Consider the following 20,378-nt stretch of genomic DNA (forward strand, 5'->3'; position numbering starts at 1 on the left):
GACGACAGCCCGATGTCGTCCCGGCGTGGTTCAAACTTCCGGTGCAGCGGCAGGAAGCCCGCGCCATTGGCGGCCGTCGTAGGCCTCCAGCGCGCTGAAGCGGCGCTTGTAGTTCATCTTGGCATGGCCGTCGATCCAGTAGCCCAGATACACATGCGCGCGGCGCTCGCGTTGCGCCCACTGGATCTGCTGCAGGATCGCGAAGGTGCCCAGGCTGCGCGCAGTGGCATCCGGTGCGTAAAACGTATAGACCGCCGACAACGCATGCTCGGTGACATCGGTGACCGCAACGGCGAGCAGCCGCCCTGGCGCGTGCGCCACCGCCGGTTCGCGGATTTCCAGGAAGCGTCCATGCGACCAGCCGCCGATCAGGAACTGGTCGAATTCGGTGGCGCCATGTTCGTCCATGCCGCCGCCGGGATGGCGGTGCTTGAGGTACTGCCGGTACAACGCGAGTTGTTCGTCGGTGCGCTCGGCAGCGACAACGCGCACCACCAGGTCCTGGTTGCGCGCCAGGCAACGGCGCTGGCTGCGATCGGGCCGGAACGCATCCACCGCGATGCGCACCGGCACGCAGGCGCGGCAACGTTCGCAGTGCGGCCGGTAGACCAGATCGCCGGAGCGACGGAATCCCCATGCCAAGGCCTGCGGATAGATCGCACCCAGACGCGGGTCGTGCGGATCCAGCACCAGGTCGCGCGCACGGCGCTCGGACCAGTAGCCACAGGCATGCTCGCCGGTCTGGAACAGGCGCAGGTCGTCATGGGTGTCGGCGTGAATGGCCATGGCGTCAGGATAGCGCCTGCGCGTCGCAACAGCGGCGACTGTCCGCCGGATGAATACGCCCGGTTGCCGCGTCAACGCGCGCGCCGATGGCTCGTTGATGTGGGTGTTGGTGGCAGCGCACGGTGGATCCGGATGCGCCACCCACGCGATGCGGCCCATGCAGGTGCCGCGTGTGGTTCCCACATTCCAGGAGTTTCTCATGACGTCTCGCAAACCGTTTCTCGCATTGGCCGTGCTGGCTGCCCTGTCCACCGGCGCGGTGTTCGCCGCTCCGCCTGCCGCCGGCGATGCGCCGCGTCCTGCCAAACTCGACAAGAACGGCGATGGCGTGATCGATCGCAGCGAAGCCGCTGCCGACCCCAGGCTGGCCGCACAGTTCGACACGCTGGACACCAATAAGGACGGCAAGCTGTCGCGCGACGAGCGCCCGCATCATCGCGGCCCGGGCCGCAGTGGACGTGGCGAATGGCTGAGCAAGCTCGACACCAACAAGGACGGCCGCATCAGCCGCGAAGAAGCCAAGGCCGACCCCAAGTTCGCCGCGCGCTTCGATGAGATGGACATCAACAAGGACGGCTTTGTCGATCGCGCCGACCGTGAGCTGCGCATGCAGCAGCATCGCGACGCGTGGTTTGCCAAGGCCGATACCGACAAGGACGGCAAGCTGAGCAAGGCCGAGTTCGATGCCGCATCCAAGCAGCGTGGCGAGCATGGCCGCTGGGGTCAGGGCGAGCATGGCGATCACGGCAAGCGTCCGATGCCGGCCAAGCCTGCCGCGGGCAACTGAGTTCATCCAGTCGCTTACCCGGTCGCAGTGCTGCGACCGGGGCAGCACTGTCGTCATACGCAGCATGTAAACCGCAACACGCAACAAGGCGCCGATCGACCAACGGCCTCCCGCGCAAGCAGGAGGCCGTTTTTGTTGACAGGAATGGTCGCACTTGCCGCATGCGACGATGAGCTCACGCCAGGATCAGAGCATCCCCAGCTTTATGTAGTGCCGCACGATGGGCAGCATGACCGCCGCCGTGCTCACCAACATCGCGCCCGGGCTGAACATGCAGCGATACAGCAGCGGTGCCCGCGTGGTGCGGCGTCGTTGCGCATCGCGTTCCAGCATCGGGCGCATGACGCGTGGCAGCACCCGGATGGATTGGTAGTTGAGCACCGCCATGCCTGCGCCCAGCAACAGCAGCGACGTCCATGCGCCGGCATCCAGGCGTTTGAGCAGCAGCGTGCTGCCCACCACCAGCACCGACGTCAGCGTGGTGATGTGCAGGAAACGACGAATCGCCGCTGCTTCGGCGGCGGTCTGCGCAAAGCGCAGCAGATACCAGCACGACCAGTACGTGCCGACTCCGGCAATCAGCACGGCGCCGGCGGCGAACAGCGACGGCAGGCCGAGCCAGAGGCTTAGCGCACCGGCCGCTCCACCCCCGCCCAATGCCGAGCCGGTCAGCCCGCTCACGCCTAATTTGCCCGCGCCCCCCATGCCGGTCAGCACGATGGCCGCGCTCGCCGTCCCCGGCGCGGCCAGCAGGGTTGCCGAGGTCACCGCGGTGGCAAAGGCCACGCTGGGCGCGCTGGCACGGGCGAACTCGCCGAACCGGCGCAGCAGCTCGCCGCGCACGCTGGCACGTGCCCGCGACAGGCGCTTGCGCACGGCCGCATCGCTCAGGCCAAGCAGCGAGGCGACCTGCCGCGAACTCTGGCCTTCGCGATAAAACAGCAGCAGCGTCTCGCGGCTTTCTTCGGGCAATGCAGAAATGATGTCGAGCGCGGCGATCTCTTCTTCCACCTGCAGCAACTGGTCGGCGGGCGAGGGGGCCGGGTCGGCGGCCATCGCGATCGCCAGGTCCGCCGCTTCGCCGCTGAGCGCGCGATGCCGGTTGGCGCGCAGCCAGTCGCGCGCCAGGTTGCGGGTGATCTGCCGCAGCCACGGCAGGAAGCTGGCCGGCTGATGCAATTGCGCCAGCCGCTGCCAGGCGCGCAGGAAGGCTTCCTGGGCGATGTCTTCGCTGGCGGCGATATCGCGGGTGATCGCCAGCGCGATGGCGGTCACCGTGTTCTGGCAGGCGCGCACGATGCGGCCGTAGGCCTGCTGGCAGCCGGCGGCGGCGACCGGCAATTCGCGTTGCAACATCAGGTCCAGCGTGTCGGTGTGCATCGGCGCAATCCATGTCCTGGTCCCAGCATGACGCAGGCGAGCAGCGGATGTGACCGACGTGATGGCGGTGGCGCCTGGTGCAGCGCCGGGTGGCTGCGCTCAGCGCGCCGGCTGGATCCGTACACGCACTTCGTCGTCCTCTGCGGCGGGCGGTGCGGTGGTGGCGGGCGCTGGCTGCGCGGCCGGCGGTGCCACTGGCCTGGCCGCATCCGGGGCATTGCGATGGCGCAGCACCACGAACATGGCGACCGCGCCGATCACCAGCAGCAGCACCAGCCGGATGCGCCAGGCCCAGCTGCGCGCATTGGTGCTCGAGCCGTTTTCGCCGTCGCGGAAGGTGTACTCCACATTCGGCAGATCGCGGCGGGTGGTGTCGAGCAGGCGTGCGTCGCGCAGCAGATCGCGGGCGCGCGGCTGGTCGTCGGCGTGCACGATCCACACCGTGGGGTAGGCCTGGGCGTTGCCCTGTTCGAGATAGCTGAACTGGCCGCTGCGCTTGCTCTCGTAGGAGCGGCCGTTGCTCATGCGCACGTCGATACCGGCGTTGCGCAGGAGATCGGCCACGCCTTCGGCGGTTTCGATACGTTGACTGCTGAAGATCTTGCGCATGCTTAAGGGGTGCCAGCGATTGCCGAGCAGGGCGCGCTGCGAATGCGCTTGCTCGAGCTGAAAGAAAGGAGCGGCAAGGACGTCGATCCAGGCCGGAAAGTGCAGGCGGCCATCAGCATGCCTGCGCGCGACGAACGCGGTGCAGCAATCAACATGGCGAGTCGTTTGCCGGCACCGCGATCGCGCTGCCGTCGGGCACCACGCGGATCAGGCCTTCCTGGGTGGTGCTGGCGACCAGCACGCCATCGCGGGTGAAGAACTGCCCGCGCGCCAGGCCGCGCGAACCCTGTGCGGTGGGGCTGTCGAGTGAGTACAGCAGCCAGTCGTCGGTACGGAACGGGCGGTGGAACCACAGCGCGTGATCGAGTGAGGCCATCTGCACATTCGGCGTGTAGTAGCTGATGCCATGCGGAAACGTGGAGGTGCCCAGCAGCTGAAAATCCGAGGCATAGGCGAGCAAGGCCTGGTGCAGGCCGACGTCGTCGCCGACCGGGTCGCTCAGGCGCAGCCACATCTGCTGGAACGGCGGGCGCTTGGGCGGCTTGAGTTCGTCGCGCGGAAACACATGGCGAAACTCGAACGGGCCGCCACGCGACAGCCAGCGCTGCACCTTGGCAGGCAGTTTCTCCAGCACCTCCGCCGCCAGCGGCGGGGTGGGTTCGATGTCTTCGGGCGGCGGCACCACCGGCATCGCGGACTGGTGTTCGGCGCCGTCTTCGCGCTGCTGGAACGAGGCCGCGCAGAAGAAGATCACCTTGCCATGCTGGATCGCAGTGACCCGGCGCACCGAAAAACTGCCGCCATCACGGGTGCGGTCGACGTCGTAGACGATCGGGTGGTCGATATTGCCGGCGCGCAGGAAATAGGCATGCAGGGAGTGCGCCTGGCGGCCGTTGTCCACGGTGGCCTGCGCGGCGGCCAGCGCCTGGCCCAGCACCTGTCCGCCGAACACGTACTTGGTGCCGATATCGCGGCTCTGGCCGCGGAACAGGTTGTCTTCCAGGCGCTCCAGCGACAGCAGGCTGATCAGTTCGGAGACGACGGGTTCGGCAGTGGCGGACAAGGGGCTGGCCTGGGCGTGCGACGGACCGCGATTATAGCGGGCCGCCCCCTGCGCGCCGTGCGGGAGCGGCGTCAGGCCTTCTGCAGCCGTGCCACCAGGCCGTGCAGGGCCGCCTGCGCATCCGGCGCGTACCAGCCGTCGATGAAGCGCTCCAGCTGGATCAGCTCCGGCGCCAGTGCCGCGCGCAGATCGGCGCGGGCAATCGCGCGCGTGGCCAGCATCGGCTGGCGCGGCAGCTGCTGCAGGTCCTGCAGCCAGGCCACCGCGCGGGCGGTGACCAATTCGCCATCGACCAGTTCGTCGACCAGGCCGATCGTGACCGCCTGCTCGGCCGGCAGCAGCTGTCCGGAGATCAGCAGGCGCTCGGCGCGGTGCGCGCCGACCACGCGGCGCAGCAGGCGCTGGATGCCTTCCGGCGCGGCCAGGCCCACCTGCACCTCGTTCAAGCCGATCGCATAGGGTTTGGCGGTATCGGCGCTGCGTGCCATCACCCGGTAGTCGCAGCACAGCGCCAGCACGCAGCCGCCGGCCGGCGCATGCCCGCCAATGGCCGCAACCACCGGCACGCGGCTGTTGGCCAGCGCCTGCGCGGCCTCGAAGAAGGCCGTCCAGCTGGCCAGCAACGCGGCGCGGTCGGTGCCATGCGCCAGCAGGTGTGGCACGTCCATGCCACCGGAGAAGATCCGCTCGCTGCCCGACAGCACGATGCCGTCGGTCTCCTCGCCGGCCTGCTGCACCGCAACGCTCAGGGCCTGGCACAGCGCGCTGTCCAGTGCATTGACCGGCGGGCGCGCCAGACGGATTTCGCGAAGACGGCCATGGTCTAAGATCTGGATGCTCATTCGGGGCTCCTGGAGGTTGGGTCATGATAGACGGCAGTCGAAGCAGGCAGCGCATGTGCGGGCGCGTGCTGCTCGGTGCATGGGTGATGCTGGCAAGTGCAGGCGCTGGCGCGCAGTGCCTGCCCGAGTTCAAGGACGGCTGGATCCGCATTCCGCCACCCGGTGGCATGGGCATGGCAGCGGGCTTCGGGCAGTTCCACAACGGCTGTGCGCAGCCGTTGCAGGTCACCGCGGCCAAGAGCAGCGCGTTTGCCGATGTGTCCATCCACGAGACCACGCAAACCAACGGCGTCAGCCGCATGCGCGCGGTGCCGGAGCTGGCGTTGCCGGCCGGCAAGTCGGTGCCGCTTGCACCGGGCGGCCTGCATCTGATGCTGATGGAAGCGCGTGCGCCGCTGCAGGAAGGCGCGCAGGTGCCGGTGACCTTTACCTTGCAGGATGGCCGCGAGGTCAAGACCACGCTGCAGGCGCGCAAGCGCGCGCCGGGTTCGTAAACGCGCGCAATGCGCGGCTGAGCGGAGTCTGGGTCCTGCAGTGTTTGCCGAGCCCACTGCGCGATATTGCCGATCAAACGCGATGCGTGGTGGCGAGCAGGCTGCCACTTCACTGTGTCGGTCTCGATCACGCGGCCTATCGGTGGTAGCGCGCAGCGGCACGGCAGGATCGCTGCAAACAACAACGGCGGCTCCCGGAAGAGCCGCCGTCGTCTTATGGCGCTGGAGAGCCAGCGCGCAACTGGCAAATCTCAGCTGCTGGCGGCGCGTACCGCGTCCGGCAGCGATGCGCTCTTGCCGGTCTGCGTATCGATCCACACCACCACCACGTTGCCATCGGAATACAGCACGCCCTCGTCCTTCTGGTCGAGGATGCGGTGACCGATGGTGATGCTGCTGCTGCCCAGGCGCTCGACGAACAGTTCCACCAGGATGTCGTTCGGCCATAGCAGCGGGCGCTTGTAGTTGACGTTGGTGGCCGCGACCACCGGCGCGATGCGGTCGGTCATCGCCACGCCTTCAACGCCCAGCATCCAGCGCACGCGCGCTTCTTCCAAGTACGAAATGTACTTGGCGTTGTTGACATGGCCCATGCTGTCCATGTCGCGCCAGCGCACGCTGATCGGGATGCGTGCCAACACCTTGTGCTCTTCGCTCATCAGCTTGCCTTCTTCTTTGCGGTTTTCTTGGTGGCGGACTTGGCGACTTTCGCCACCTTCTCCGGTTTGATCTTGCGTGGCGGGCGCGCATCCGGCTTGTTGGCCATCGCCGCCGGCCGGGTCTCGCGCGCCTTCACCGATGGCAGCATCTTGGCCAGGAACTGCCCGGTGTAGGACGCCTTGTGCGCAGCCACATCTTCCGGCGTGCCGGAGACCAGGATGCTGCCGCCGCGATGGCCACCTTCCGGGCCCAGATCCACGATCCAGTCGGCGGTCTTGATCACGTCCAGATTGTGTTCGATCACCACCACCGTGTTGCCCTCGTCGCGCAGCTTGTGCAGCACGCCGAGCAGCGCTTCGATGTCGTGGAAGTGCAGGCCGGTGGTCGGCTCGTCGAGGATGTACAGGGTGCGTCCGGTATCGCGGCGCGACAGTTCCTTGGACAACTTGACGCGCTGCGCCTCACCGCCGGACAGCGTGGTCGCGCTCTGGCCCAGCTTGATGTAACTCAGCCCCACATCCACCAGCGTTTCCAGCTTGCGTGCGATCGACGGCACCGGCTCGAACAGCCGCAGCGCATCTTCCACGGTCATCTGCAGCACGTCGCTGATGTTGAAGCCCTTGTAGCGGATCTCCAGCGTCTCGCGGTTGTAGCGCTTGCCGTGGCAGACATCGCAGGGCACGTAGACGTCGGGCAGGAAGTGCATCTCCACCTTGATCAGGCCATCGCCCTGGCAGGCCTCGCAGCGGCCGCCGCGCACGTTGAAGCTGAAACGGCCCGGCGAATAGCCGCGCGCACGCGCTTCCGGCACCTGCGCGAACAACTCGCGCAACGGCGTGAACATGCCGGTGTAGGTGGCCGGATTGGAACGCGGGGTGCGCCCGATGGGCGACTGGTCGATATCCACGACCTTGTCGAACAGATCCAGATTCTCGACCTCGCGATGCGCGGCCACCGGATGCGAGGCGCCGTTGATCTCGTTGGCGGCCAGCGAGAACAAGGTGTCGTTGATCAGCGTGGACTTGCCCGAGCCGGACACGCCGGTGATGCAGGTCAACAGGCCGGCCGGAATGTCCAGGTCGACATTCTTCAGGTTGTTGCCGGTCGCCCCGCGCAGATGCAGCATCATCTTCGGGTTGGGCTTGTGGCGCTGCTTGGGAATCTCGATGCGGCGCTTGCCCGACAGGTACTGGCCGGTCAGCGAGCCGGGCGCATCCAGAATGTCCTGCAACGAGCCTTGCGCGCAGATTTCGCCACCGTGTACGCCGGCGCCGGGGCCGATGTCCAGCACGTAATCGGCCAGGCGGATCGCGTCTTCGTCATGCTCGACGACGATGACGGTATTGCCCAGATCGCGCAGCCGCGTCAGCGTGCCGAGCAGGCGCTCGTTGTCGCGCTGATGCAGGCCGATCGACGGCTCGTCCAGCACATACATCACCCCGACCAGGCCGGCGCCGATCTGGCTGGCCAGCCGGATGCGCTGCGCCTCGCCACCGGACAAGGTGTCGGCCTTGCGTTCCAGGGTCAGGTAATCCAGGCCCACGTCGACCAGGAAGCCCAGCCGTTCGCCGATCTCCTTGACGATCTTGCTGGCGATCTCGCCACGCCAGCCCGGCAGCGACAAGCCGCGGAAAAAGCTCAATGCCTCGTTGACCGGCAGCACCACCAGCTCGGGCAACGGGCGGTCGGCGACGAACACGTTGCGCGCGGCACGATTCAGGCGCGTGCCGTTGCAGGCCGGGCAGGGCTGCTGGCTGACGTATTTGGTCAGCTCTTCGCGCACGGCCGGCGATTCGGTTTCGCGGTAGCGGCGTTCCAGGTTCGGCAGAATGCCCTCGAAACGGTGCTTGCGGGTGGTGCGCCCGCCCGCATCGGTGAAGTAGGTGAAACTGATTACCTCATCGCCGCTGCCGAACAGTACCGCCTGGCGCACCTTGGCCGGCAGCGTGTTCCACACCGCGTCCACGTCGAACTTGTAGTGCTTGGCCAGCGAGGCGATCAGCTGGAAATAATAGGCATTGCGCCGATCCCAGCCGCGCACCGCGCCGGCCGACAGCGACAGCTCCGGATGCACCACGACGCGATCCGGGTCGAAGAACTCGGCCACGCCCAGGCCATCGCAACTGGGGCAGGCGCCCACCGGTGCGTTGAACGAAAACAGCCGCGGCTCCAGCTCCGGCAGCGAGTAATCGCAGACCGGGCAGCTGTACTTGGACGAGAACAGGTGCGGCGCCGCGGCCGGGTCGTCCAGCGACTGCACCGCGACCATGCCTTCGCCGAGCTTGAGCGCAGTCTCGAAACTTTCCGCCAGCCGTTGCTTGATGTCTTCGCGCGGACGGAAGCGGTCGATCACCGCCTCGATGGTGTGCTTCTGGCGCAGCGCCAGCGGCGGCACCGCGTCGATCTCGTACAGCTCGCCATCCACGCGCACGCGCACAAAGCCCTGCGCGCGCAGCTGCTCGAACACCTGCGCGTGCTCACCCTTGCGCTCGCGGATCACCGGCGCCAGCAGCATGTAACGCTGCTCCTGGTCCTGCGTGAGCATGTGGTCGACCATCTGGCTGACGGTCTGCGCTTCCAGCGGGAAGCCGTGGTCCGGGCAGCGCGGCTGACCGACGCGCGCGTACAGCAGGCGCAGGTAGTCGTAGATCTCGGTGATCGTGCCGACCGTGGAGCGCGGGTTGTGCGAGGTCGATTTCTGTTCGATCGAAATCGCCGGAGACAGGCCTTCGATGTGGTCCAGGTCCGGCTTTTCCATCACGCTGAGGAACTGGCGCGCATACGCCGACAGCGACTCGACGTAGCGGCGCTGGCCTTCTGCATAGATGGTGTCGAACGCCAACGACGACTTGCCCGAGCCGGACAGGCCGGTGATCACGATCAGTTTGTCGCGAGGCAGGTCGAGGTCGATGTTCTTGAGGTTGTGCGTCCGCGCGCCGCGGATGCGGATGAAATCCATCGCCATGGGGGATCCGATGTCGGGCCGGCGAACCGGCAGTGGTGCGAGCGTGCTCAGCAGGAATGAGTGGCAGTCGATCAGCCTACCCGCCGACCTAGGTGAGGGCAATTGCCCCAAATGCCAGTCTGACGGGGCGCCTGTGGCGGCCGGATGATGCGTTGCACGGGTGGATCGGGCGTGGCCGCGCTCCGGCGGCCGGCAGGTTGACCCCAAACCCCGCCAGCCCGTACAATCCCGCTTCTGTCTGCCCTAGGGCACGTCAGTGCGACCATAATAACTACAGAGGAAAACCTGGTCATGTACGCAGTTCTGGTAACCGGCGGTAAGCAATACCGCGTCGCGCAGGGCGAAACGCTCCGCGTGGAAAAGCTCGAAGTCGAAGCTGGCAACGAGATCAAGTTCGACACCGTCCTGATGTTGGGCGATAGCGATGGCATCAAGCTGGGCGATGCGCTGAAGGGCGCCTCGGTCACCGCCAAGGTCGTGGCCCACGGCCGCGCCGACAAGGTGCGCATCATCAAGTTCCGTCGCCGCAAGCACCACATGAAGCGTCAGGGACACCGTCAGTACTACACCGAAATCGAGATCACCGGCATCGCCGGTGGCGATAAGAAGTAAGGAGAACCAGTCATGGCACATAAAAAAGGCGTAGGTTCCTCGCGCAACGGTCGCGATTCCAACCCGAAGTACCTGGGTGTGAAGATCTTCGGTGGCCAGGCCATCGATGCCGGCAACATCATCGTGCGTCAGCGTGGCACCCAGTTCCATCCGGGCGCCGGCGTCGGCCTCGGTCGTGACCACACCCTGTTCGCGCTGGTCGACGGCAAGGTGGAGTTCTCGGTCAAGGGTGCGAAGAAGCGTCGTACCGTCAGCGTGGTTGCCGAGGCGTAATCGCCCGCTCCATGCAGGCCAGTCCGTCAGGCATCCATGCCTGGCGGACGAGACGGAAAGCCCCGCTTTTGCGGGGTTTTTCGTTTGACGGCCGGGAGTGGGGAATAGGGAATCGGGAATCGGAAAAGCCGGCTCCTGGTTTCTTCTCGCTCTTTGCTGTCTTGCTGGTGAGTGCGCTCGCCGGCAGGGGTCAGGCTGGTTTCTTTGGCCGATTCCCTATTCCCCATTCCCAATTCCCGGTTGCAAGCTCATGAAGTTAGTCGACGAAGCAGAAATCCTGGTCAGTGCCGGCAATGGCGGCAATGGCTGTGTCGGCTTTCGCCGCGAGAAGTTCATCCCGCTCGGTGGGCCCGATGGTGGCGACGGCGGTAACGGCGGCAGCGTATGGATCGTGGCCGACGAGAACGTCAATACGCTGGTCGACTTCCGGCATGAGCGTACCTTCAAGGCGCAGCGCGGCGAGAACGGCATGGGGCGTCAGGCCTACGGCAAGGGCGGCGAAGACCGCATCATCGTGGTGCCGGTCGGCACCGTGGTGATGAATGTGCAGACCGACGAAGTCATCGGCGACCTGACCCAGCATGGCGATCGCCTACTGGTGGCCAAGGGCGGCAAGGGCGGCCTGGGCAACATGCATTTCAAGAGCTCGGTCAACCGTGCGCCGCGCCAGTCCACCACCGGTGAAGAGGGCGAGGAGCGGTTGCTCAAGCTGGAACTGAAGCTGCTGGCCGATGTTGGCCTGCTGGGCTTTCCCAATGCGGGCAAGAGCACCCTGATCCGCGCGGTGTCCTCGGCAACCCCGAAGGTGGCCGATTACCCGTTCACCACCCTGTACCCGAATCTGGGCGTGGTCAGCGTCGAGGCGTATCGCAGCTTCGTCATCGCCGACGTGCCGGGCCTGATCGAGGGCGCGGCCGACGGTGCCGGGCTGGGCACGCAGTTCCTGCGCCATCTGCAGCGCACCCGTCTGCTGCTGCATTTGGTGGACATTTCGCCGATGGATGGTGGGGTGGAGGCGTCGCCGGTGGATCAGGTGCGCACCATCGAGCGCGAGCTGGAGCGCCACGATCCCGAGTTGCTGAAGAAGCCGCGCTGGCTGGTGCTCAACAAGGCCGACCTGATGTTCGAGGACGAGGCGCGCGCTGCGGCCGAGACGATCGTGGCCGAGCTTGGCTGGACCGCGCCGTGGTATCTGGTCTCGGCGCTGGGCCGCGATGGCACCTTCCCGATCATGAAGGACATCATGGCGTTCTTCGACCGGCAGCGCGAGGACGAGCTCGAGGCACGCAATGCCGGCTGAGCGCATGCGCAGGCACACAAAAAACCCGGCCAAGGCCGGGTTTTTCTATGCCACCGCAGGCCAGGCCTGCGGTGATGCCAACACGGCTCGCTTACGCGGCCTTGATGGCCTTGATGCGAGCGGTCAGACGGCTCTTGTGACGCGCAGCCTTGTTCTTGTGAATCAGGCCACGGGCGCTGAAACGGTCGAGAATGGGCTGGGCAACGGCGAAAGCAGCTTCGGCGCCTGCAGCATCGTTGGCGTCAAGGGCCTTGATCACCTTCTTGACGGCGGTGCGCAGCATCGAACGCTGGCCCGTGTTGCGCTCATTGCGCACGACGGTCTGCTTGGCGCGCTTCTTGGCGGACTTGATATTGGCCACGGTGGTGGGTTCCTGAAAAATCGGTGTAGTGGAAAAAGCAAGCGGGAAAGTATGATGGGCTTAGTTATGTACGTCAAGTCAGTTGTCAAGAGGGATGCAGCGTGAGCAAGCCCGGCATGTTGAGAGGCCTGCTCTCATTCAGCAGTATGACCATGGTGTCGCGGGTGTTGGGCCTGATCCGCGACCAGGCGATCTCCACCACCTTCGGCGCCAATGCGGTCACCGACGCGTTCTGGGTGGCGTTCCGGATCCCCAATTTCCTGCGTCGGCTGTTCGCCGAGGGCTCGTTCGCCACCGCCTTCGTGCCGGTGTTCACCGAGGTCAAGGAGACCCGCCCGCACTCGGACCTGCGCGAGCTGATGTCGCGGGTGTCCGGCACGCTCGGCGGCATGTTGCTGCTGATCACCGCGCTGGGGCTGATCTTCACCCCGCAGCTGGCGTCGGTGTTTTCCGATGGCGCGGCCACCGATCCGGATAAATACGGCCTGCTGGTGGACTTGCTGCGGCTGACGTTTCCGTTTCTGTTATTCGTGTCGTTGACCGCGCTGGCGGGCGGGGCGCTCAACAGCTTCCAGCGGTTTGCGATTCCGGCGCTGACGCCGGTGATCCTCAACCTGTGCATGATCGCCGGCGCGCTGTGGCTGGCGCCGCGGCTGGACGTGCCGATCCTGGCGCTGGGCTGGGCGGTGCTGGTGGCCGGGGCGCTGCAGTTGCTGTTTCAGCTACCGGCCCTGAAGGGCATCGACCTGCTGACGCTGCCGCGCTGGGGCTGGACGCACCCGGACGTGCGCAAGGTGCTGACTCTGATGATTCCGACCCTGTTCGGTTCGTCGATCGCGCAGATCAACCTGATGCTGGACACGGTGATCGCCGCACGGCTGGCCGACGGCTCGCAGTCGTGGCTGTCGCTGGCCGACCGGTTCCTGGAGCTGCCGTTGGGCGTGTTCGGGGTGGCGCTGGGCACGGTGATCCTGCCGGCGCTGGCGCGCCATCACGTCAAGACCGACCGCAGCGCGTTCTCCGGCGCGCTGGACTGGGGGTTCCGCACCACGCTGCTGATCGCGATGCCGGCCATGCTCGGCCTGCTGCTGCTGGCCGAGCCGCTGGTGGCGACCTTGTTCCAGTACCGCCAGTTCACCGCCTTCGATACGCGCATGACCGCGATGTCGGTCTACGGCCTGAGCTTCGGCCTGCCGGCGTACGCCATGCTCAAGGTGTTGTTGCCGGCCTTCTACGCCCGCCAGGACACCCGCACCCCGGTGCGTGCCGGCGTGGCGGCGTTGATCGCCAACATGGTGTTCAACTTCGCGTTGCTGGCGGTGGTCTACCAGATCATGGTGCCGCCCGAGCTCAAGGCGCAGGGCGTGATGCAGGCGCTGGGCAAGCAGCCGGGCCTGCATCTGGCGCTGGGCATTGCCAGCGCGCTGTCCAGTTATCTCAACCTGGCTTTGCTGTGGTACTGGCTGGGCAAGTCCGGCGTGTATCAGCGCCGGCCGGGTTGGGCTGGCTATGCGCTGCGCCTGTTGCTGGCATGCGCGGCGATGGTGGCGGTGCTGCTGAGCCTGCTGTGGTGGCTGCCATCGTTCACCGTGATGGACAAGTGGGATCGCATCGGCTGGCTGGCGGTGCTGGTTGGCAGCGGTGGGGCGACCTACCTGGTGGCGCAAGTGGCGCTGGGATGGCGGCCGCGGCATCTGCGCGAGGGCTAGTCGTCCGCCAAGCTGGCCGAGCGGGTGCAGAGCCAGCCGTCATGCACGGTGGGTAGGGCCGGTCCCGGGCCGGGAAGGCGCGCAATCGTCTGCCCGCTTCCGGGACGCGGCGGCACAGGCCCGGGGCCGCGCCCATGCGGATTGACAGGCACGGCTATACTTGCGGGTTATGCATCAACGAGGGTCGGCCGGCAGGCCGGCATCTGTTTGGATCGAGGAATGAGCAGGCTGTTTAGAGACGTCGAGGGCGGGACCCTGTTCCCGCACGGAAGCGTGGTCTGCATCGGCGCCTTCGATGGCCTGCACCTGGGGCATCGGGCATTGGTGCAGCACGCAGTCGCGCGCGCGCGCGCGTTGGGGGTGCCGGCGGTGGCGGTGAGCTTCGAGCCGCTGCCGCGCGAGTTTTTCGCCCCGGCCGCGCCGCCGCCGCGACTGACCCTGGCCCGCGCCAAGATCGAAGGGCTGCACGGCTTCGGTGCCGACAGCGTGGGCATGATCCGTTTCGATGGTCGCCTGTCGGCGATGAGCGCCGAAGACTTCGTACGCCTGGCCCTGGTCGGCCGGCTGTGTGCCAAAGAGGTCTGGATCGGCCCGGAGTTCCGTTTCGGCCATCGGCGTGGCGGCGATATCGGCCTGCTGCGCTCGCTTGGTGCCCACTACGGCTTTGCAGCGGGCGAAATCGCGCCGGTGCACCTGCACGGCGAGCGCATCTCGGCCACGCGCATCCGCGAGCTGCTGGGCGTGGGCGAGTTCGCGCACGCCGGGCAATTGCTTGGCCGTCCGTATGCCATCGGCGGGCGGGTGGTGCGCGGCAAACAGCTTGGCCGCACCCTCGGCTATCCCACCGCCAATCTGCGCTTTCCGCGCACCCCGGCGCTGTCGGGCATTTACGCGACCTGGGTGCATGGCGTAGCCGAGCGGCCTTGGCCGTCGGTCTCGAGCTTTGGCACACGCCCGACCGTGGCCGGCCTGGAGCCGCTGCTGGAAGCGCATCTGTTCGATTTCCAGGGCGACCTGTATGGCCGGCATATCGAGGTCGAATTCGTTGCCAAGCTGCGCGACGAAGAGAAGTTCGATGGCCTGGACGCGCTGACGGTGCAGATGCATCGAGATGCCGAGCAGGCGCGTGCGGTGTTGGACAGGCACGCAGTTTCTGCAACACATGCGAGTTCCTCGCAACAGCCCGCCTATGATGCGAATCCCTCGCAGGAGCCGACCTATGATGCGAGTCCCTCGCAAGAGCCCGCACATCCATGTGCGGACTTATCAAAAAATCCAGCGCAACGGTAGAGACCTGTGACCCAAGACTACAAAGCCACTCTCCATCTGCCCGCGACGGAATTCCCGATGCGTGGCGACCTGCCCAAGCGCGAGCCGGCGATGCTGGACCGCTGGGAGCGCGAGGGGCTGTACGCGCAACTGCGCGCCAATGCGGCAGGGCGCCCGCTGTTCGTGCTGCACGACGGCCCGCCGTATGCCAATGGCCAGATCCATCTGGGCCATGCGGTCAACAAGATCCTCAAGGACATCATCGTCAAGTCGAAGTATCTGGCTGGCTTCGATGCGCCCTACATCCCGGGCTGGGATTGCCACGGCCTGCCGATCGAGATCGCGATCGAGAAAAAGTACGGCAAGGTCGGCGTCAAGCTCGACGCAGCGCAGTTCCGCCAGAAGTGCCGTGAGTACGCCACCGAGCAGATCGATCTGCAGCGCCGCGATTTCAAGCGCCTGGGCGTGATCGGCGATTGGGACAACCCGTACAAGACGCTGGATTTCCGCTTCGAAGCCAACGAGATCCGCGCGCTGGCCAAGGTGGTCGACAACGGCCATCTGACCCGTGGCGTGAAGCCGGTGCACTGGTGCTTCGACTGCGGCTCGGCGCTGGCCGAGGCCGAGATCGAATACGCCGACAAGGTGTCGCCGACGGTGGACATCGCCTATCCGGCGCGTGATCCGGCGGCTGTTGCTGCTGCATTCGGCGCCAGCCTGCCGGCGGGCGTGGGCGTGGCGGTACCGATCTGGACCACCACCCCGTGGACACTGCCGGCGTCGCTGGCGGTGAGCCTGGGCGCGGAACTGGACTACGTGCTGGTCGAAGGCCCGGCCGATCGCGGCCAGCCGCGCTGGCTAGTGATCGCCGAGGCCTTGGCCGGCAAGGCGTTGGCGCGCTATGGCGTGGACACGGTGGTGGTGCACGGCCATGCCAAGGGCGCGGCGCTGGAGCAGATGCTGCTGAACCACCCGTTCTATGCCGAGCGCGAGATCCCGCTGCTGCTGGGCGACCACGTGTCGGCCGAGGACGGTACCGGCGCGGTGCATACCGCACCGGGCCATGGCCAGGAGGACTACCAGGTCTCCAAGCAGTACGGCCTGCTCGAGCGTTACGGCGCTGCGCAGATCAACCCGGTGGACGGGCGCGGCGTGTACCTGCCGTCGACGCCGCCGCTGGGCGACACCGTGCTGGCCGGGCTGCACATCTGGAAAGCCAACGACATCATCATCGAGGCGCTGCGCGACACCGGCGTGTTGCTGGCGGCCAGCAAGATGGAGCACAGTTATCCGCATTGCTGGCGGCACAAGACGCCGATCGCGTTCCGCGCCACGCCGCAGTGGTTCATCTCGATGGAGCAGGCCAACCTGCGCGCCGATGCGCTCAAGGCCATCGACAACGTGCACTGGTATCCATCCTGGGGCCAGGCGCGTATCGCCGGCATGGTCGATGGACGTCCGGACTGGACCATCTCGCGCCAGCGCACCTGGGGCGTGCCGATCGCCTTGTTCGTGCATCGCGAAACCGGCGAGCCGCATCCGCGCAGCACCGAGTTGCTGCGCCAGGTCGCCGACCGGGTGGAACTGGGCGGCGTGGACGTGTGGTACACGCTGGATGCGGCCGAACTGCTGGGCGGTGAGGCGGCCGATTACGACAAGATCACCGACATCCTGGATGTGTGGTTCGACTCCGGCGTGACCCATGAAGCGGTGCTGGTGGACCGCGGCCTGCCCAAGCCGGCCGACCTGTACCTGGAAGGCTCCGACCAGCACCGTGGCTGGTTCCAGTCCTCGCTGCTGACCGGCGTGGCGATGGACAAGGCGGCGCCGTACAAGCAGTGCCTGACCCACGGCTTCACCGTGGACGAGCACGGCCGCAAGATGTCCAAGTCGCTGGGCAACGGCATCGAGCCGCAGGACATCATGAAGACCCTGGGCGCGGACATCCTGCGCCTGTGGATCGCCTCGGCCGATTACAGCAACGAGATGTCGCTGTCGCAGGAGATCCTCAAGCGCAATGCCGATGCGTATCGCCGCCTGCGCAATACCGCGCGCTTCCTGCTCGGCAACCTGCATGGCTTCGATCCGCTGCAGCACCTGGTGGCACTGGACGACATGGTGCTGCTGGACCGCTGGATCGTGCACCGCGCGCACGAGCTGCAGGAAAAGATCGCTGCCGCGTATGCGCGTTACGACTTTGCCGAAATCGTGCAGGCGCTGCTGAATTTCTGCAGCGTCGACCTGGGCTCGCTGTATCTGGACGTGACCAAGGACCGCCTGTACACGATGGCCGAGGATGCACGCGGCCGCCGTTCGGCGCAGAGCGCGATGTATCACGTGGCCGAGGCGTTCGTGCGCTGGATCGCGCCGGTGCTGAGCTTCACCGCCGAGGAACTGTGGGGCTATCTGCCGGGCAAGCGGGTCGACAACGTGTTGTTCGCCACCTGGTACGACGGCCTGGCGCCGTTGCCGGCCGATGCCGCGCTGAGCAGTGCCGATGTCGACAGGCTGCTGGCCTTGCGCGAGCAGGTGGCCAAGGTGCTGGAGCCGATGCGTGCCAACGGGGCGATCGGCGCGGCGCTGGAAGCGGAGATCACCGTGGCGGCCGATGCGCAGACCGCCGCGCGCTGGCAGCCGCTGGCCGAGGAACTGCGCTTCCTGTTCATCAGTGGCGACGTGACCGTGACTGCGGCCAGCACCGACGACATCTTCGTCAGCGCGCAGCCGACCAGCAAGGCCAAGTGCGTGCGTTGCTGGCACCACCAGGCCAGCGTGGGCAGCGATCCGCGTCACCCGGAACTGTGCAGCCGCTGCGTCAGCAATATCGAAGGCCCCGGCGAGCAACGCCGCTGGTTCTGACGGGGTTGCGTGAAGGCGCGTGGCGGGCAGGTCCTGCCACGCGTTATCGAGACCCGTACGGGCTGGCGTGCGCCTCTATCGCGGCATCATGGGCAGGCGCTGGTGCCGGATGACGAATGCCCCGGCGCTGCATGCACGCCCTTGCTGAAGCGTGGCGCATGCGGCACGGCGGGGCAGGGGAGCCGGCTCCGGTGCCCATGCCATCCTTGCCTGCCTGTCATCCCGCTTTCGTCAGCTTCATCTGCCACCGCCATCACCTATCGCCATCCAGGCATCTTCTCCGACGTCGGAGAAGTCACCACTAACTGCGACCTTTCGACATGAGTCAACGCCCCAAACCCTCCGCCCTGATCTGGTTGCTGCTGTCGGCGCTCGTGATCGGGCTGGACCAGTGGAGCAAGGCCTGGGTGCTGTCCAGCCTGCCCGAATACACCCCGGTGCCGGTGATCGACGGCTTCTGGAACTGGTACCGCACCTACAACACCGGCGCGGCCTTCAGCTTCCTGAGCGATGCCGGCGGCTGGCAGCTGTGGTTCTTCACCGCGCTGGCGGTGGGCATCAGTGGGCTGCTGGCGTTCTGGCTGTCGCGCACCGCACGCAGCGAATGGCGCAGCGCGCTGCCGTATGCGCTGGTGATCGGCGGGGCGATCGGCAACGTGATCGACCGCCTGATGCACGGCCATGTGGTCGATTTCATCCAGTGGTACATCGGCAGCCACACCTGGCCGTCGTTCAACATCGCTGACTCGGCGATCGTCGGCGGCGCCATCGGGATCGCGGTATTCGGTCTGTTCGACAAGTCCGGCAAGCGCGAGTCGGGGATGCGGAAGTAGGAATCGACGCTGAAGTCGTGGCGCACCGGCGCCGCCCGGTCTCATCCTCCATTCCCCATTCCCGTAGAATGCCCGCCATGGATGTCCTGCTCGCCAATCCCCGTGGTTTCTGTGCCGGTGTCGACCGCGCGATCGAGATCGTCAAGCGTGCGATCGAAACGCTGGGCGCGCCGATCTATGTGCGCCACGAAGTGGTGCACAACCGTTTCGTGGTCGACGACCTCAAGCAGCGCGGCGCGGTCTTCGTCGAGGAACTGGACGAGGTGCCCGACAACGCCACGGTGATCTTCAGCGCGCACGGCGTCTCGCAGGCGGTGCGTCAGGAAGCCGAGCGCCGCGGGCTCAAGGTGTTCGACGCGACCTGTCCGCTGGTGACCAAGGTGCATTTCGAGGTGGCGCGGCATTGCCGGGCCGGCCGCGACGTGGTGCTGATCGGCCACGCCGGGCATCCGGAAGTGGAGGGCACGATGGGGCAGTGGAGCCGCGAGCGTGGCCCGGGCACGATCTATCTGGTCGAGGACATCGAGCAGGTCGCCACGCTGCAGATCCGCCAGCCGGAGAACCTTGCCTACACCACCCAGACCACGCTGTCGGTGGACGACACCATGGGCATCATCGAGGCCCTGCGTGCGCGCTTCCCGGCGATGCAGGGGCCGCGCCACGACGACATCTGCTACGCCACCCAGAACCGCCAGGACGCGGTGCGCGATCTCGCGCGCCAGTGCGATCTGGTGCTGGTGGTCGGTTCGCCCAACAGCTCCAATTCCAATCGCCTCAGCGAGCTGGCCCGGCGCGACGGGGTGGAGTCCTACCTGATCGACAACGCTGGCGAGATCGACCCGGCCTGGATCATCGGCAAGCAGCACATCGGCCTGACCGCCGGCGCCTCCGCACCGCAGGTGCTGGTCGATGGCGTGCTGGCGCGGCTGCGCGAGCTGGGCGCCGAGGGTGTGTCCGAGCTGGAAGGCGAGCCGGAATCGATGGTGTTCGCGCTGCCCAAGGAACTGCGGTTGCGTCTGGTCAGCTGACAGCGGGTGCTCCAGGCTGGCTGAGCCAGCGTCGAGTGCATGCGGCAAGTCCGGGCGTTTCGCAGTTGCAGGAGGCCATCGTTTGAAGGCCACAGCGCCGGGCTCGAGGCCGGGATGCGTAGTCCGCCGCCTGGCGGCGATTGACCGGGCACCGGCTCCGCTCCTACAATTCACGGCTCGCCGGAATAGCTCAGTTGGTAGAGCGGCGCATTCGTAATGCGTAGGTCGTAGGTTCGATTCCTATTTCCGGCACCATCGCTTCAGCACTGGGTCGACCATTGGTCGGCCCAGTTGCGTTTTGGGCCGATGCACGCACACCCCGGCGCTGCGCCGCCATATACGCCGCACATCACGCAGACCGCAATCGATGGCCGCAACCGCATCTTGGCCGCCCCGCGCAGCGCTGCGACAACATGTCGCACAGTTTTGCGCGCATTAATTGCGACAGATCATTGCCGATGGGTTTCGTGCAGGTGCAGCAAAGTCTAAAATCAGGGAGCTAACTCGTGTCTTCGGTCTGCGTGGCCGCCTTCCCCCCGGGAAGCGCG

The 20,378-nt window shown here is 66.5% G+C and carries 18 protein-coding genes and 1 tRNA gene; 11 read left to right on the top strand and 8 right to left on the bottom strand.

Translation table 11 applies throughout. The features are described 5' to 3' along the window. Positions 1-30: 30 nt before the first annotated feature. Positions 31-945: an arginyltransferase gene (locus ABQY74_RS06430; protein ID WP_039528547.1), complete on the bottom strand. Its 915-nt coding sequence runs from the start codon at positions 943-945 to the stop codon at positions 31-33. Here ABQY74_RS06430 and ABQY74_RS06435 point away from each other — a divergent pair. Further along, a complete protein-coding gene (locus tag ABQY74_RS06435) occupies positions 836-1,573 on the top strand; it encodes an EF-hand domain-containing protein (protein WP_372470051.1) in 738 nt (245 codons plus the stop codon). The genes ABQY74_RS06430 and ABQY74_RS06435 overlap by 110 nt on opposite strands. Before the next feature lie 186 nt (positions 1,574-1,759). On the opposite strand, the gene ABQY74_RS06440 is transcribed toward ABQY74_RS06435, so the two are convergent. From ABQY74_RS06440 to ABQY74_RS06455, 4 genes are all read right to left on the bottom strand, one after another. Further along, positions 1,760-2,953 carry a sigma-70 family RNA polymerase sigma factor gene (locus ABQY74_RS06440; protein WP_349793967.1) on the bottom strand — a complete coding sequence of 398 codons (1,194 nt, stop codon included), beginning with the start codon at positions 2,951-2,953 and terminating at the stop codon, positions 1,760-1,762. Positions 2,954-3,052: 99 nt separating this feature from the next. Then, positions 3,053-3,562, bottom strand: coding sequence for a pathogenicity-like protein (locus ABQY74_RS06445; RefSeq protein ID WP_016901706.1), 510 nt, complete (start codon positions 3,560-3,562; stop codon positions 3,053-3,055). A 148-nt stretch (positions 3,563-3,710) separates the two neighbouring features. Further along, on the bottom strand, positions 3,711-4,625 hold the full coding sequence (tesB, locus tag ABQY74_RS06450; protein WP_016901707.1) for an acyl-CoA thioesterase II: 915 nt from the start codon (positions 4,623-4,625) through the stop codon (positions 3,711-3,713). 71 nt (positions 4,626-4,696) lie between these two features. Next, positions 4,697-5,467, bottom strand: a complete 771-nt coding sequence (locus ABQY74_RS06455; RefSeq protein WP_046342022.1) for an enoyl-CoA hydratase/isomerase family protein — start codon at positions 5,465-5,467, stop codon at positions 4,697-4,699. A 53-nt stretch (positions 5,468-5,520) separates the two neighbouring features. Between ABQY74_RS06455 and ABQY74_RS06460 the strand changes: the two genes are divergently transcribed. After that, positions 5,521-5,961, top strand: a complete 441-nt coding sequence (locus ABQY74_RS06460) for a copper chaperone PCu(A)C (RefSeq protein ID WP_372470091.1) — start codon at positions 5,521-5,523, stop codon at positions 5,959-5,961. 251 nt (positions 5,962-6,212) lie between these two features. Here ABQY74_RS06460 and ABQY74_RS06465 read toward each other — a convergent pair whose 3' ends face one another. Beyond that, the gene (locus tag ABQY74_RS06465; protein ID WP_039519984.1) at positions 6,213-6,620 is read right to left on the bottom strand and encodes a thioesterase family protein; all 408 of its coding nucleotides are present in this window, start codon (positions 6,618-6,620) and stop codon (positions 6,213-6,215) included. Beyond that, positions 6,620-9,586 (bottom strand): excinuclease ABC subunit UvrA, encoded by a 2,967-nt coding sequence (gene uvrA, locus ABQY74_RS06470; protein WP_024940077.1) that lies wholly within the window; start codon positions 9,584-9,586, stop codon positions 6,620-6,622. Before uvrA ends, ABQY74_RS06465 begins: the two co-directional genes overlap by 1 nt. Positions 9,587-9,877: 291 nt before the next feature. Here uvrA and rplU point away from each other — a divergent pair, with 291 nt between their 5' ends. From rplU to obgE, 3 genes are all read left to right on the top strand, one after another. Beyond that, positions 9,878-10,198: a 50S ribosomal protein L21 gene (gene rplU / locus ABQY74_RS06475; RefSeq protein WP_016901712.1), complete on the top strand. Its 321-nt coding sequence runs from the start codon at positions 9,878-9,880 to the stop codon at positions 10,196-10,198. Between the two features lie 12 nt (positions 10,199-10,210). Continuing rightward, the gene (gene rpmA / locus ABQY74_RS06480) at positions 10,211-10,471 is read left to right on the top strand and encodes a 50S ribosomal protein L27 (RefSeq protein ID WP_010365804.1); all 261 of its coding nucleotides are present in this window, start codon (positions 10,211-10,213) and stop codon (positions 10,469-10,471) included. Positions 10,472-10,721: 250 nt separating this feature from the next. After that, positions 10,722-11,771, top strand: coding sequence for a GTPase ObgE (obgE, locus tag ABQY74_RS06485; RefSeq protein ID WP_016901714.1), 1,050 nt, complete (start codon positions 10,722-10,724; stop codon positions 11,769-11,771). Between the two features lie 91 nt (positions 11,772-11,862). Here obgE and rpsT read toward each other — a convergent pair whose 3' ends face one another. Beyond that, positions 11,863-12,132 (bottom strand): 30S ribosomal protein S20, encoded by a 270-nt coding sequence (gene rpsT / locus ABQY74_RS06490; protein WP_002807888.1) that lies wholly within the window; start codon positions 12,130-12,132, stop codon positions 11,863-11,865. 116 nt (positions 12,133-12,248) lie between these two features. Here rpsT and murJ point away from each other — a divergent pair, with 116 nt between their 5' ends. The 6 genes from murJ to ABQY74_RS06520 all read left to right on the top strand — a co-directional run bounded on the left by murJ (position 12,249) and on the right by ABQY74_RS06520 (position 20,085). Continuing rightward, on the top strand, positions 12,249-13,841 hold the full coding sequence (gene murJ / locus ABQY74_RS06495; protein ID WP_349793964.1) for a murein biosynthesis integral membrane protein MurJ: 1,593 nt from the start codon (positions 12,249-12,251) through the stop codon (positions 13,839-13,841). Between the two features lie 219 nt (positions 13,842-14,060). Next, the gene (locus tag ABQY74_RS06500; RefSeq protein WP_349793962.1) at positions 14,061-15,131 is read left to right on the top strand and encodes a bifunctional riboflavin kinase/FAD synthetase; all 1,071 of its coding nucleotides are present in this window, start codon (positions 14,061-14,063) and stop codon (positions 15,129-15,131) included. Between the two features lie 6 nt (positions 15,132-15,137). Further along, complete coding sequence (ileS, locus tag ABQY74_RS06505; protein ID WP_349793960.1) at positions 15,138-17,969, top strand: isoleucine--tRNA ligase; 2,832 nt, start codon at positions 15,138-15,140, stop codon at positions 17,967-17,969. A gap of 320 nt (positions 17,970-18,289) precedes the next feature. Then, the gene (lspA, locus tag ABQY74_RS06510; RefSeq protein ID WP_039511422.1) at positions 18,290-18,802 is read left to right on the top strand and encodes a signal peptidase II; all 513 of its coding nucleotides are present in this window, start codon (positions 18,290-18,292) and stop codon (positions 18,800-18,802) included. Positions 18,803-18,879: 77 nt separating this feature from the next. Continuing rightward, a complete protein-coding gene (ispH, locus tag ABQY74_RS06515; RefSeq protein ID WP_349793957.1) occupies positions 18,880-19,830 on the top strand; it encodes a 4-hydroxy-3-methylbut-2-enyl diphosphate reductase in 951 nt (316 codons plus the stop codon). A 179-nt stretch (positions 19,831-20,009) separates the two neighbouring features. After that, a tRNA-Thr gene (locus ABQY74_RS06520) sits at positions 20,010-20,085 on the top strand. Positions 20,086-20,378: the final 293 nt, after the last annotated feature.

Source organism: Xanthomonas sp. WHRI 7064, assembly GCF_040202355.2.
GTDB lineage: Bacteria > Pseudomonadota > Gammaproteobacteria > Xanthomonadales > Xanthomonadaceae > Xanthomonas > Xanthomonas arboricola.

Bases quoted from the DNA above. Each gene is read 5' to 3' on its own strand.
- murJ (WP_349793964.1), top strand. From the start codon at position 12,249: ATGTTGAGAGGCCTGCTCTCATTCAGCAGTATGACCATGGTGTCGCGG.
- ABQY74_RS06465 (WP_039519984.1), bottom strand. From the start codon at position 6,620: ATGAGCGAAGAGCACAAGGTGTTGGCACGCATCCCGATCAGCGTGCGC.
- ABQY74_RS06435 (WP_372470051.1), top strand. From the start codon at position 836: ATGAATACGCCCGGTTGCCGCGTCAACGCGCGCGCCGATGGCTCGTTG.
- ABQY74_RS06445 (WP_016901706.1), bottom strand. From the start codon at position 3,562: ATGCGCAAGATCTTCAGCAGTCAACGTATCGAAACCGCCGAAGGCGTG.
- ABQY74_RS06455 (WP_046342022.1), bottom strand. From the start codon at position 5,467: ATGAGCATCCAGATCTTAGACCATGGCCGTCTTCGCGAAATCCGTCTG.
- ABQY74_RS06430 (WP_039528547.1), bottom strand. From the start codon at position 945: ATGGGCCGCATCGCGTGGGTGGCGCATCCGGATCCACCGTGCGCTGCC.
- lspA (WP_039511422.1), top strand. From the start codon at position 18,290: ATGAGTCAACGCCCCAAACCCTCCGCCCTGATCTGGTTGCTGCTGTCG.
- rpmA (WP_010365804.1), top strand. From the start codon at position 10,211: ATGGCACATAAAAAAGGCGTAGGTTCCTCGCGCAACGGTCGCGATTCC.
- uvrA (WP_024940077.1), bottom strand. From the start codon at position 9,586: ATGGCGATGGATTTCATCCGCATCCGCGGCGCGCGGACGCACAACCTC.
- obgE (WP_016901714.1), top strand. From the start codon at position 10,722: ATGAAGTTAGTCGACGAAGCAGAAATCCTGGTCAGTGCCGGCAATGGC.
- ABQY74_RS06500 (WP_349793962.1), top strand. From the start codon at position 14,061: ATGAGCAGGCTGTTTAGAGACGTCGAGGGCGGGACCCTGTTCCCGCAC.
- ispH (WP_349793957.1), top strand. From the start codon at position 18,880: ATGGATGTCCTGCTCGCCAATCCCCGTGGTTTCTGTGCCGGTGTCGAC.
- rplU (WP_016901712.1), top strand. From the start codon at position 9,878: ATGTACGCAGTTCTGGTAACCGGCGGTAAGCAATACCGCGTCGCGCAG.
- ABQY74_RS06460 (WP_372470091.1), top strand. From the start codon at position 5,521: ATGTGCGGGCGCGTGCTGCTCGGTGCATGGGTGATGCTGGCAAGTGCA.
- ABQY74_RS06440 (WP_349793967.1), bottom strand. From the start codon at position 2,953: ATGCACACCGACACGCTGGACCTGATGTTGCAACGCGAATTGCCGGTC.